Genomic DNA, 13,228 nt, shown 5'->3' on the forward strand with positions numbered 1-13,228 from the left:
GACCGGCGAGGCAAGGGAGCAAAGAGCAGTGAACAGCGAAACCGCAACGCGCACAACCAAGACAGTGGTGGTGGTGGGCCATGGCATGGTCGGTCACCGCTTCGTCCAGGCGCTCCGCGAGCGTGACGCGACCGACCTGTGGCGTATCGAGATCGTCAGCGAGGAGATCGACCCGGCCTACGACCGGGTGGGGCTGTCCTCGTATGTCGGTGCCTGGCTTCGGGATTCTCTCGCACTCGAGGGGAACACGTACGCCGGGGACGATCGGGTCGTCACGCATCTGGGCGAGACCGTCACCGGCATCGATCGAGACGCCCGCCGGGTCGTCACCTCGAGCGGTCGCGAGATCGACTACGACGCAGTCGTTCTGGCCACCGGTTCCTACGCTTTCGTCCCGCCGGTCCCCGGTCACGACAACGACCGGTGCTTCGTCTACCGCACCCTCGACGACCTCGACGACATCCGGGCCGCGGCCGAGGCCGCCGGTCCGGGTGCGACGGGTGTGGTCGTCGGTGGCGGCCTGCTCGGACTCGAGGCCGCCAACGCACTCAAGCTCATGGGGATGACCCCGCACGTGGTGGAGTTCGCCCCGCGTCTGATGCCGATGCAGGTCGACGAGGGCGGCGGCGCGATCCTGAAGAACCTGGTGACCGAGCTCGGACTCGAGGTCCACACCGGGGTCGGGACGTCGGAGATCGCCGACGCCGAGGACGGCGGCCTGCGGGTCACGCTGTCCGACGAGTCGACGATCGACGCCTCGCTCGTGGTGTTCTCCGCCGGCGTCCGACCGCGCGATCAGCTCGCTCGGGACGCGGGACTGGCCGTCGGCGAGCGCGGCGGCGTGCTCGTCGACGCCGGTTGTGGAACCGACGACGAGAACGTCTACGCCATCGGCGAGGTCGCCGCCGTCGAAGGCCGCTGCTACGGCCTCGTCGCCCCCGGTTACTCGACCGCCGAGGTGGTCGCCGACCGTCTGCTCGGCGGGACGTCGGAGTTCCCCGGTGCCGACCTGTCCACGAAGTTGAAGCTCCTCGGCGTCGACGTGGCCAGCTTCGGCGATGCGTTCGGCACCACCGAGAACGCGCTGGAGATCACCTACCACGACGCGGTCGCCGGCCGGTACGCGAAGATCGTCGTCAGCGACGACGCGAAGACGCTGCTCGGCGGAATCCTGGTCGGCGACGCATCGGCCTACGCGATGCTCAAGCCGATGGTCGGCCGGGAGATCCCGGGCGACCCCGCTGCCCTCATCGCACCCGAGGGCGGTGCTGCGGTGGGTATGGACGCACTGCCCGACGACGCGGAGATCTGCTCGTGCAACGGCGTCTCGAAGGGTGCCATCTGCTCGGCGATCGCCGACGGTGCGTGCGACATCGCCGCGGTCAAGGGCTGCACCTCGGCCGGCACCACCTGCGGTGGCTGCCTGCCCAGCATCAAGCAGCTGCTCGCCGCGTCCGGGGTCGAACTGAGCAAGTCGCTGTGCGACCACTTCACCCAGTCGCGCGCCGAGCTGTTCGAGATCGTCGCGGTGACCGGTATCCGCACGTTCTCCGAACTCGTCGACCGGTACGGCACCGGGCAGGGTTGCGAGATCTGCAAGCCGACTGTCGCGTCGATCCTCGCGTCGACCTCCAGCGACCACATCCTCGAGGGCGAGCAGGCCGCGCTGCAGGACACCAACGACCACTTCCTGGCGAACATGCAGAAGAACGGCTCGTACTCGGTCGTGCCGCGGATGCCCGGTGGCGAGGTCACGCCCGAGCAGCTGATCGTGATCGGTGAGATCGCGCGCGACTTCGGGTTGTACACCAAGGTGACCGGCGGCCAGCGGATCGACCTGTTCGGTGCGCGCGTCGACCAGTTGCCCGAGATCTGGCGGCGCCTCGTCGACGCCGGGATGGAGTCGGGGCAGGCGTACGGCAAGAGCCTGCGGACGGTGAAGAGTTGCGTCGGTTCGACGTGGTGCCGGTACGGCGTGCAGGACTCGGTCGGCATGGCCGTGCTCCTGGAGAAGCGGTACCGCGGACTGCGCTCACCCCACAAGATCAAGTTCGGGGTCTCGGGATGTGCCCGCGAGTGCGCCGAGGCGAGGGGCAAGGACGTCGGTGTCATCGCCACCGAGCACGGCTGGAACCTCTACGTCGGCGGCAACGGCGGCCAGAGCCCGAAGCATGCGGTGCTGCTCGCCAGCGGAGTGGATGACGAGACCCTCGTCGCCTACATTGATCGGTACCTCATGTTCTACATCCGAACAGCCGATCGACTGCAGCGCACGGCGCCGTGGCTGGAGTCGCTCGAAGGTGGTCTCGACCATCTGAAGGACGTGGTGTGTGAGGACAGCCTGGGGCTCGCCGCCGAACTCGAGGAGGCGATGGCCCGCCACGTCGGCGGTTACCAGGACGAGTGGGCCGCGGTGCTCGCGGACGAGGACAAGCTGAAGCGGTTCGTCTCGTTCGTGAATGCGCCCGATGTCGTCGACCCGACGATCCGGTTCTCCGAGTACGAGCGCAAGGCGCCGGTGCTGCTCGACATGCCGGCGGTCCGTCCGGGTGCGACCGCTCCGTCGGGCCCCGATGGAGTGAGCGAGCGACCGGTGAGAGAAGGAGTGCCCACATGACCATCGCGCCAGGGGAGGCCGACACCATGTCCGCAGAGACGACGCCCACCGGCGCCGCCACGGTGTGTGAGGGGAGCTGGGTGCGCGCGTGTTCGATCGACGATCTGATCGTCGGTCGCGGCGTCGCCGTGCTGGGTCCCGAGGGTGTGCAGGCCGCGCTGTTCCGTCTGCCCGCCGCCGAGTCCGATCGCGAGGCGGCGCCCGGGCGCTCCCGCCTGTACGCGATCGGCAACATCGATCCGTTCGGTCGCGCCGCGGTCCTCTCCCGGGGACTCACCGGCGACCGCGGGGGCGAACCCACCGTCGCCTCGCCGCTGGGCAAACAGGTCTTCGCGCTGCGCACCGGGATCTGCCTGGACGACGAGACGGTGTCGGTCCCCAGCTACGGTGTGCGGGTGGTCAACCGCATCGTCGAGGTGTTCTTCCCGGCGTGAACACCATGACCCCCGCCGGTGCAGACCCTGCCGGCGCAACCTCACCGGACCCCGACCCGTTGCCGCTCGCCGGTTTCACGATCGGGATCACCGCCGCGCGTCGCGCCGAGGAGTTCGCGGTACTGCTGGAACGACGAGGTGCCGAGGTGATGCAGGCGCCGACCATCCGCATCCTGCCGCTGGTCGACGACACCGAACTCGAGCGGGTGACCGAGGAACTCATCGCCCACCCGCCCGAGGTGATGGTCGCCACGACCGGTATCGGCTTCCGCGGGTGGGTCGAGGCCGCCGACGGGTGGGGCAACGCCGAGGCCGTCCTACGGGCGCTGTCCGAGAGCCGGCTGATCGCACGCGGCCCGAAGGCCAAGGGCGCGATCCGGGCGGCGGGGCTGCGCGAGGAGTGGTCGCCGGAGAGCGAGTCCTCCTCGGAGGTCCTCGACCGGCTGCTGGAAGAGGGCGTCGACGGCGTCCGGATCGCGGTGCAGTTGCACGGTGCCACCAGCGAGTGGGAACCGCTGCCGGACTTCTGCACGGTGCTGCGCGCCGCCGGTGCCGAGGTGGTGCCGATCCCGGTGTACCGCTGGCACATGCACCCCGACGTGGCGCGCATCGACAAGATGATCGGCGCGGTGCTCCGCGGCGATCTCGACGCGATCACGTTCACCAGCGCCCCGGCGGCGGCGTCGATCCTGACCCGTGCCAAAGAACTCGGCAAGCTGCAGCAGTTCATCCACGCACTGCGGACCGCGGTACCGGTCATGTGCGTGGGTTCGGTGACCGCCAGTCCGCTGGAGGTGCTGCAGATCCCGACGATCTACCCGCGCCGGTTCCGTCTCGGCGCGCTCGCGCGCCTGATCACCGACGAACTGCCGCGGCGGAGCCACCTGCTGCGGGTCGCCGGGCACGACACCGCCATCCGCGGCCAGGCGGTCGTGGTCGACGGTGAGCTGCGGGAGATGTCGGCGACGAGTCTGCTCCTGCTCAAACTGTTGGCCCGCAACCCCGGTCGCGTGGTCTCGCGGCGGGAGTTGCTCGCCGGTCTGCCCGGCGACAGCTCCGACACCCATGCGGTCGAGGTCGCCGTCGCGCGACTCCGTGCCGCACTGGGGGATTCGAAGATGGTACAAACCGTCGTCAAGCGTGGTTACCGGCTCGCGGTCGACCTCGAGTACGACGCCGAAGACGAGTGAGAAGGAAGCGAGAACATGCACGACAACCATGTACGGCTTCCGCACGGTGACCGGTTGCAGGGGTACAGCCCCGTCCTGGTCGCGCACGGGACCCGCAACCCGCACGGGGTCAACGTGATCGCAGAGATCGCCGAAGCCGTCAGCGCCCGCATCGGGCTCACCCGCACCGCATTCGTCGACGTCCTCGGACCGACGCCGAGCGAGGTCATCGCCGACCTGGAGCGTCCGGCGGTGCTGGTGCCCGCGTTCCTCGCCTCGGGCTACCACGTCCGCAAGGACCTGCCCGAACACGTCGCGGCCGCCGGCCGGGCAGACACCGTAGTCACCCGGGCGCTGGGTCCCGATCCGGCCATCGCCTCGGTCGCCCGACTCCGTCTGGCCGAAGCGGGCTGGGAACCGGGCGATGCGGTCGTGCTCGCCGCCGCCGGGTCGTCGGACGAGAGTGCCTGCGGGCAGGTTCATCTGGCCGCCCGGCAGCTGGAATCGCTGATCGGCGGACGGGTCGAGGTCGGGTTCATCACGACCGCGACCCCCACGGTGCCCGAGGCGGTCGAGCGGGCCCGGCGCACGGGACGGCGGGTCGTGATCGCCAGCCACCTCCTCGCCCCGGGCCTGTTCCATCAGCGCCTGAGCACCTACGGCGCGGACGCGGTCGCCGCACCCCTGGGGCCGGACCCCAGGATCGTCGACCTGATCGTCACGCGGATGCGCGCGGCCATCAGTCCGTACCGACGTGTGCCGGTCCCGCGCCACGTCTGAGCTGCCCTGCAAACCCACCCTTTGTCGGCATATCCAGCACCCTCCAAGGGGGTGGGTATGCCGAGAACAGGTGGGTTTGCGGGTCGGTCACGTGGCGGGGTCCCACCGGCACTCGCGCAGTCGGATTCGCCCGTCGGTGATCGGAACACCCTCCGCCCGTAGCCGTTCCAGCTGACGAGTCGCGAGATGCGGCGCCGGCCGGCCGCCGGCGGGCACCACACGGTGCCAGGGCAGGTCGGCCGAATCGGTCCGCATGATCCAGCCGACGATCCGCGGGCTGGACAACCCGGCCGCGGCGGCCAGGTCGCCGTAGGTGCTCACCTGGCCGGCCGGAATGGCCGACACGAGTGCACGGACCCGTTCGACCTGCTCCTCGGTGATGGCTGCCATCGTCGCCTCGACAGATGTCGTCGCTACAGCAGCGATCGGACCAGCGCGGCCGCGAGCCCGGGCTCGAGGAACGGCACCATGTGGCCGCAGTCGGCGTGGTGGACGGTGACCTCGTCGCCGCGCTCGCTCGCGCACGCATCGAGGAAGGCCGGCCGCACGAACGGGGGCTGGACCTGGTCGGCGACCACCACGTGGGTGGGCACACCTGGCGGCGGAAGCACTGCGGGCCTTGCCATCTCGCTCCACGACGCCGCTGCGGCGGGTGCGCTCACCCGCCAACCGACCCGGCCGCGCGGCCGGGGGACGAGGTGTTCGGCGAGTTCGGCCTCCATGAGCTCGTCGGGAACGGCGGCCCAGCCCTCCGCACGTTTCGCGGCGCGGGCGGTGTCGGCATCCGCGTAGTCCCAGTTGTCGAGGCTGTCGGTGGCCACGTCGAGCGCGAATTCGGGGTCGAGGCCCTGCGCGGGGTCGAGCAGCACCAGCCCCTTCACCGCATCCGGGCGGCGGTTGGCCAGGTGCAACGCCAGCGCGCCACCGAACGAGTGACCCACGACGACCACCGGCTGCTCATCGGCGGGGATGTGTTCGTCGATCACCGCGGACAACGCCCGCACCTGGTGCTCGATGCTCCACGGCGGTCGCCACGGGGACCGGCCGTGACCGATCAGATCCGGCGCGACGAGGCGCACGCCGGGGAGGTGATCGGTCAGCGCTGCCCAGCGGCGGCCGTGCCCGGTGAGTCCGTGGATCGCGAGAACCGCAGGACCGCTGCCGAAGACATGCGTGTTGAGAGCTGTCACCCGTCCATCCTGCCGTACGCCGCGCGGCGGACTCTGACACAGGTCGCGGGGACACAGGTCGCGGGCACGGCCGACGTGGTCGTCGGTGGGCCGTGATTCGATGGGTGCATGAGTCGGAAACCGGGTGCCCAGACCCCGCGGAGCGCGCTGCGTGCGCGACTCGTCGCGGCCCCCGACCCGACGGACCGGCCCCGGTACTGGCCACCGTCGGTGGCGCAGGTGATCGACCCGCCCACGACCCGGCCGGCGGACGAGGAGCAGGCGTGGCGCCCGGTGCGGGTGCACGGCGGCCCCGGGAGCGGGAAGACCGCGCTGATCGTCGACGCCGCGGTCGCCCGCCTGCTCGATCCCGCCACCGACCCGGAGTCGGTCCTCGTCCTGGCGTCGAGCCGGCGCGCCGCCGTCGCGCTCCGGGAGGAGATCACCCGGCGCGTCCTGTCCGCGGGCTCGAGCGGTCGCCGGGTGCTCGGCGGTGCGCTGCGCGAGCCGCTGGTGCGGACCGTGCACTCCTACGCCTTCGCGATCCTCCGCTTACAGGCGCAGGCCCACAACAATCCGCCGCCGCGCCTCATCACGGGGTCCGAACAGGACGTCGTCCTGCGTGAACTGCTCGCCGGTGACATCGAGGACGGCGCCGGGTACTGGCCTGCCCACCTACGGCCCGCGCTGGGCACCGACGGGTTCGCCCAGGCGTTGCGCGACCTGATGATGCGCGCCGCCGAACGCGGGGTGGGTCCGGAAGAGCTTGCTGCGCTGGGGCGTACGCACAAACGGCCGGAGTGGGCCGCGGCCGCCCGGGCCTACGCGCAGTACGAGCAGAACATGCTGCTGCGCGGGGCGGTCGGGCTCGAGACCCCGGGGGCCTCGGCGCCCGCGGTCGACGCGGCCGAATTGATCGGGTCGGCCCTGTCGGCTTTCGCCACCGATCCCGACCTGCTGAGCGGCGAGCGTCGTCGTATCCGACATCTGCTGGTCGATGACGCGCAGCATCTCGACCCGCAGGCGGCGCAGCTCATCACGCTGGTCGGCACCGGAACCCTCTCGACGATCATCGCCGCCGACACCGACCAGTCCGTGTTCGGATTCCGGGGTGCGAGTCCGCGATTCGCGGACGGGCTGGCCGAACCGGGCAGCCCCCTCGACATCCTGCTGGAACACGATCACCGCGCCCGGCCCGAGCTGTCCCGCCTCGGGCGCGCGATCGCCGCCCGGCTGCCCGGCGCTCGCCCGCACCCGTATCCCGACCCGGTGACGGAATCGGCCGACGCCGACCCGGGCGCGGCCGATGGGGGAGGCGCGGCCGCGGTGCGCGTGTACGGGTCCGCCGCGAAAGAGGCCACCGCCATCGCCGACCTCCTGCGGCGTGCGCACCTGTTCGACGGGGTCCCGTGGTCGCAGATGGCGGTCGTCGTCCGGTCGGTGTCACTGGCCCTGCCGCCGCTCCGACGCGCCTTCCGGTCCGCGGGCGTACCCCTGACGACGCCCGCGAGCGACCTCCCCCTGCATCGGCAACGAGCCGTCATCGGACTGATGCTGGTGCTGCGCGCCGTCGCCGCGCGGGCGGCCGCGGGAGCAGATGCCGACCTGCCCGACACCACCGACTCCACCACCACCGACCTGTTCACCAGCGAGCTCTTCACCACCGAGGACACGCTCACGTTGCTGTCCGGTCCGATCGGGGCCGCCGACCCGGGCTCGATGCGCCGTCTCCGACGCGGTGTGCGGCGTCTCGATGATGCCGATGACCCAGCAGGACAACCGGATTCGCTCACGTCGCTGACCCGCGCCGTCGTCGACCCCGAGGTCGGCGCGCGCTATCGCCGACGGCTCACCGAGACCGAGGCGGCGCCGCTGGCCCGCGTGCTGGACGTCGTCGGTGCGGCCCAGCGGGTCCATGACGCGCGCCGCGGGATCGAGGAGACCCTGTGGGCGGCGTGGCAGGCCACGGGACTCGAGCGGCGGTGGGCGGCATCGGCGGTCCGCGGCGGCCCGGCCGGTGAACAGGCCGACCGCGACCTGGACGCGGTCATGGCGATGTTCGAATCCGCCGCGGATTTCACCGACACGCTGCCCGCGGCCGGGCCCGCCGGATTCGTGCACTACCTGTCCCAGTTGCAGATCCCGCGCGACAGCCGAACAGCCACCGCCGCAGCCGAGTCGGTGACCGTGCTCTCCGCGCACGCCGCGGTGGGGCGGGAATGGGAGGTCGTCGCCGTCGCCGGGGTCCAGGACGGACTGTGGCCGTCGCTGCGCAGCCGGGGTGGTGTCCTCGCCACCGGGCAACTCGTCGACCTCCTCGACGGCATGGCCGCCGACGCCGTGGACACCGTCGCCCGTGGGGCGACGGCACTCGCCGACGAGCGTCGGCTCTTCCTCGTCGCCTGCACCAGGGCGCGAAGCCGGCTGCTCGTGACCGCGGTCGAGGACGGCAGCGGGGACGCCTCGCCGTCGCGGTTCATCACCGAGCTCGCAGATCTGGTGGGGGACACCGACGATCCGGCCGACTCGGCCCGCGCCGAGGTACGGCTCGAACCAGGCGTCGACCGGGTGCTCTCGTTGCCGTCCCTCGTCGCGACACTGCGGTCGGCGGTGATCGCCGGCGTCGATGAACCCGATGCACCCCGGACGAAGGCCGCGGCGCGTCTGCTGGCCGAGCTCGCCGACTCCGACATCCCGGGTGCGCACCCGCGCGACTGGTTCGGGCTCGCCGCACCCAGCACCGACGATCCGCTGTGGACGCCGGAGTCGGGGGCGCTGACGCTCTCGCCGTCGAATATCGATGCACTGACCCGCTGTTCGCTGCGGTGGGTGCTCGAACGCAACGGCGGCCGCGACGGCGACGGCACTCCCGCGCTGACCGGCAGTCTCGTGCACACGCTCGTCCAGGCGGTCGCCGGCCAGCTCGACCCGGCCGAGGTGACGGCGGCGCTGCGCGGCATCTGGGAACGCGTCGACACCGGGGCGGGCTGGTACTCGGCTCGCGAACTCGAACGCGCCGAGGGCATGCTCGGGCACTTCCGGGAGTGGCTGCGCATCTCGCGTGCCGATCTCGAGGAGGTGGGCGTCGAATTGCCGATCGACGCAACCATTCCCGCGGCTTCGGGGCCGGATTCCGATGAGCCCGCGGTCCGTCTGCGCGGGCGTGTCGACCGCCTCGAGACCGATGGCGCCGGCCGGCCGGTCGTCGTCGACGTGAAGACCTCGAAGAACCCCATCACCAAGGCCGACGCCGACGAGCACGCGCAGATGGCGGCCTATCAAGTGGCGCTGGCGCACGGCGGCGTGCCCCAGTTCGGCGACGCCGCGCCGGGCGGCGCCCGACTGGTCTACGTGTCGACCGCGAACCGCAATTCCGGTGCGGCCGAGCGTGTTCAGTCGCCGCTCACGCCGGAGTTGCTGGACGAGTGGATCGGGGTGGTGCGTCGCGCGGCCCGGGCGAGTATCGGTCCGACGTACAGCGCGACGCCCAACCCGGGCTGTGTGCACTGCAACCTCACCACCAGCTGTCCGGCTCAGATCCCGGGGAAGGCGGTGACCGATGACTGACCTGCAGGATCGGACCGAACGGCCGATGGTCGGGGCGAAGTCACTGGCCGCGGCGCTGGGTCTGCCCGACCCCACGCCCGAGCAGGTGGCGGTGATCGAGGCACCCATGGAGCCGATGCTCGTCGTCGCCGGGGCCGGAGCCGGCAAGACCGAGACGATGGCCTCGCGCGTGGTGTGGCTGGTGGCCAACCAGCTCGTGGCCCCCGACGAGATCCTCGGGCTCACGTTCACGCGCAAGGCCGCGAGCGAACTCGGCGCCCGCATCCGGCGTCGGCTCTCGATGCTTGCCGGGTCGCCGGCGCTGCGGAACTGGGATCCCGACGGCGCGTTGGCCGCCCGCCTGCGCGGCGCCGACCCCGAGGTGAGCACCTACCACGCCTACGCCGGCCGGTTGATCGCCGACTACGGGCTGCTGCTGCCGGTGGAACCGTCGTCGACGCTGCTCACCGAGACCGAGCTCTGGCAGCTCGCGTTCTCCCTCGTCTCCGCGTGGCCGGGCGAACTGAACACCAAAAAGGTGCCGGCGAGTGTCACCGAGGCGGTGCTCAAGCTGTACGGCGAGATGTCCGAGCACCTCGTCGACATCGCCGACCTCGCGCAGGCGGGTTCGACGCTGTACGAGCTCGTCGACACCCTCCCGAAGGGCCCCAAGCAACGTGACAAACCGACCCAGGCGCTGCTGAAGGTCCAGGAGGTCATCGACGAACGTCGCGAGCTGATCCCGATGGTCATCGCGCTGGGCGAGACGATGCGCGCCCAGTCCGCGCTCGACTTCGGCAGCCAGATGTCGCTGGCGGCACGGCTGGTGGTGTCCAATCCCGAGGTCGTGACCGCCGAGCGCACCGCCTTCCGCGCGGTTCTCCTCGACGAGTACCAGGACACCGGCCACTCGCAACGGGTGTTGCTGTCGACCCTGTTCGGCGGGCACGGCCGTGCGCCGGTCGCGGTCACCTCGGTCGGCGACCCCATCCAGTCCATCTACGGGTGGCGTGGCGCCTCGGCGGCCAACCTGCCGCGGTTCGCGCGCGACTTCCCACGACCCGACGGGACCCCGGCCCGGCGCCTCGAACTGCTCACCAGCTGGCGCAACTCGGCCCAGGGGTTGCGGCTGGCGAATCAGATCTCCGCGGAGCTCCGACGCCGCGGTATCCCGGTCAGTGTGCTCCGGCCGCGTCCCGATGCCCCGCACGGAACGGCGTCGATCGCTCTGACCGAAACGGTTCTGGACGAACGGAACTGGATCGCCGACGCCATCGAGGAACGATACCGGGCAGCCGAGGCCGCGGACGTCGCGCCGCCGACGACTGCGATCCTGGTGCGCCGCAACGAGGATTCGGCTCCGCTGGCCGCCGAGCTCGAGAGTCGGGGCATCCCCACCGAGGTGGTCGGCATCGGCGGGCTGCTGCACGTCCCGGAGATCGAGGACATCGTCGCGACCCTGCGCGTGATGGCCGACCCGATGGCCGGGACCGCGGTCATGCGTCTGCTCACCGGGGCCCGCTGGCGGCTCGGCGCCAAGGACCTCGCCGCGCTGTGGCGTCGGGCCACCAACCTGGCGGCGGAGAGCTTCGCCGAGGCGGGCGGGGTGGTCACCAGCAGGGAAGCGCTCGACGCCGCACTCGATGCGGTGCTGCCCACCGAGATCGTCGACCGGGCGGGCATCGCCGACGCCGTCGTCGACCCGGGCGAACCCACCGACTACAGCCCCGAGGGTTACGCCCGCATCCGGGCGTTCGGTGCGCAGTTGGAGTCACTGCGCCGTCGCATCGGACAACCGCTGCCCGAACTCGTCGCCGACGTCGAGAACACGATCGGGGTCGGCGTCGAGGCGCAGATCCGGGCGCGCCGCATGCGGGGTGCGATCACCGGCCGCGAACACCTCGACGCCTTCGCCGACTACGTCAGTCATTACGCCGATCGCCCGGGAGCGAATCTGCCCGGGCTGCTGGCCTTTCTGGATGCTGCCGAGACGATCGAGAAGGGTCTCGAACCGGGCCGCATCGAGGTGGCCGAACAGCGGGTGCAGATCCTCACCGTGCATGCGGCCAAGGGCCTGGAATGGGATGTCGTCGCGATCCCGCACCTGGCGAAGGGGATCTTCCCCAGCGCCAAGGCCGACACCACGTGGCTGGGCAGTGCGCGCGAACTCCCGGCGGACCTGCGCGGCGATCTGGCCATCCCGGCCGAGGCGGCCGACGGTGCGCCGGAGGGGTTCCCGATCCTGAAGATCGACACCGTCGCCGACCGCAAGCAGCTCGAGGACGCCCTGACCGACCACAAGGCCGCGATCGGCGAACGGCGACTCGAGGAGGATCGCCGGCTGCTCTATGTGGCGCTCACCCGCGCCCGGCACGACCTGCTGATCTCGGCGCACCACTGGTCGGAGACCGGCGACAAACCCCGCGGCGGTTCGGAATTCTTCGACGAGTTGATGACCGGCATCGATGAGGCGATCGCCGACCCGAGCGTCGACTCGACCGGTCTGTCGATCGCGGTGCGGACGCCACCGCCCGAACCGGACAGCCCGAATCCGTTGGCCGAACGTGCGATCGCGGCGCCGTGGCCGCGTGATCCGCTCGCCGGCCGCCGCGACTCGGTACAGCGGGCGGCCGATCTGGTCGCCGACGCCATCGCCGGCCGCGCGGCGCCCGCGCTGTTCGACACACCTGCTGCCCAGTCCGGCCCCGCCGATGCCGAGACCCCCGCAACGCCACCGGCCGACCCCGCGGACGAGATCGGGGCGTGGGAGGCCGAGGTGTCGGCCCTGCTCGCCGAGCACCATCAGGCCAACCAGGCGCTCGTCGAGGTGTCGTTGCCGACCCATCTGTCCGTCAGCCAGCTGGTCGAACTCGACGCCGACGAGGCCGAGTTCGCTCGCCGGCTCCGCCGGCCCACCCCGTTCCGGCCCAACCCGATGGCCCGGCGCGGCACCGCGTTCCACGCCTGGGTGGAACGCTGGTTCGGGGCGACACGACTCCTCGACATCGACGAACTGCCCGGCGCCGCCGACGCGACCGCGAGCCCGGACGCCGATCTCGAGGAACTGCGGGCCGCGTTCCTCTCCTCGCCGTGGGCGAATCGCAGCCCGACCGAGGTGGAGGTGCCCTTCGAGACCGTCATCGGCGGGATCGTCGTGCGCGGACGGATCGACGCGGTCTTCGCCGAGAAGGACGGTTCGTGGACGGTCGTGGACTGGAAGACCGGTGTGATCCCCGAACCCGCCCGCCGGGAATCACTCTTCATCCAGCTGGCCGCGTACCGCCTGGCGTGGGCGCAGCTGGCCGGGGTGGAGCCGATCAAGGTCCGCGCCGCGTTCCACTATGTGCGCGACGGGCACACCCTGGAGGCCGACGACCTGCCCGACGAGGCGACCCTCGCCGCGAAGCTGGCCCGCTGAGCGCGCCGGTGCCCCGGGACAGCTCCCGCCACATGCCTTGTGATGCCCCGAGGTGGGCTACATTGCAGCGTGTGAGCGAACTCGACGTGCGCGTG

General features: G+C 71.3%; 8 protein-coding genes. 6 read left to right on the top strand and 2 right to left on the bottom strand.

Features of this window, described 5'->3' with window-relative positions; translation table 11 throughout:
• Positions 1–28 precede the first annotated feature (28 nt).
• The 4 genes from nirB to B1818_RS16735 are packed head-to-tail and all read left to right on the top strand — an operon-like array spanning position 29 to position 5,000.
• On the top strand, positions 29–2,617 hold the full coding sequence (nirB, locus tag B1818_RS16720) for a nitrite reductase large subunit NirB (RefSeq protein WP_078113368.1): 2,589 nt from the start codon (positions 29–31) through the stop codon (positions 2,615–2,617).
• A 26-nt stretch (positions 2,618–2,643) separates the two neighbouring features.
• A complete protein-coding gene (gene nirD, locus B1818_RS16725) occupies positions 2,644–3,051 on the top strand; it encodes a nitrite reductase small subunit NirD (protein ID WP_175404326.1) in 408 nt (135 codons plus the stop codon).
• A 5-nt stretch (positions 3,052–3,056) separates the two neighbouring features.
• Entirely contained in the window at positions 3,057–4,241 is a 1,185-nt protein-coding gene (locus B1818_RS16730; protein WP_176455945.1) for a uroporphyrinogen-III synthase, read from the top strand.
• 15 nt (positions 4,242–4,256) lie between these two features.
• The gene (locus B1818_RS16735) at positions 4,257–5,000 is read left to right on the top strand and encodes a sirohydrochlorin chelatase (protein ID WP_055475542.1); all 744 of its coding nucleotides are present in this window, start codon (positions 4,257–4,259) and stop codon (positions 4,998–5,000) included.
• Between the two features lie 87 nt (positions 5,001–5,087).
• On the opposite strand, the gene B1818_RS16740 is transcribed toward B1818_RS16735, so the two are convergent.
• Together B1818_RS16740 and B1818_RS16745 are read right to left on the bottom strand one after the other, a co-directional pair.
• Positions 5,088–5,390, bottom strand: coding sequence for an MGMT family protein (locus tag B1818_RS16740; protein WP_058251895.1), 303 nt, complete (start codon positions 5,388–5,390; stop codon positions 5,088–5,090).
• A 23-nt stretch (positions 5,391–5,413) separates the two neighbouring features.
• Entirely contained in the window at positions 5,414–6,190 is a 777-nt protein-coding gene (locus B1818_RS16745; protein WP_078113370.1) for an alpha/beta fold hydrolase, read from the bottom strand.
• Between the two features lie 108 nt (positions 6,191–6,298).
• Between B1818_RS16745 and B1818_RS16750 the strand changes: the two genes are divergently transcribed.
• Together B1818_RS16750 and B1818_RS16755 are read left to right on the top strand one after the other, a co-directional pair.
• Positions 6,299–9,736 carry an ATP-dependent DNA helicase gene (locus tag B1818_RS16750; RefSeq protein ID WP_078113371.1) on the top strand — a complete coding sequence of 1,146 codons (3,438 nt, stop codon included), beginning with the start codon at positions 6,299–6,301 and terminating at the stop codon, positions 9,734–9,736.
• Positions 9,729–13,133, top strand: coding sequence for an ATP-dependent helicase (locus B1818_RS16755; protein WP_078113372.1), 3,405 nt, complete (start codon positions 9,729–9,731; stop codon positions 13,131–13,133). The genes B1818_RS16750 and B1818_RS16755 overlap by 8 nt, the downstream gene beginning before the upstream one ends.
• Positions 13,134–13,228: the final 95 nt, after the last annotated feature.

It is taken from the genome of Gordonia sp. IITR100 (genome assembly GCF_002009645.1).
GTDB classification, from domain to species: Bacteria; Actinomycetota; Actinomycetes; order Mycobacteriales; family Mycobacteriaceae; genus Gordonia; species Gordonia hongkongensis.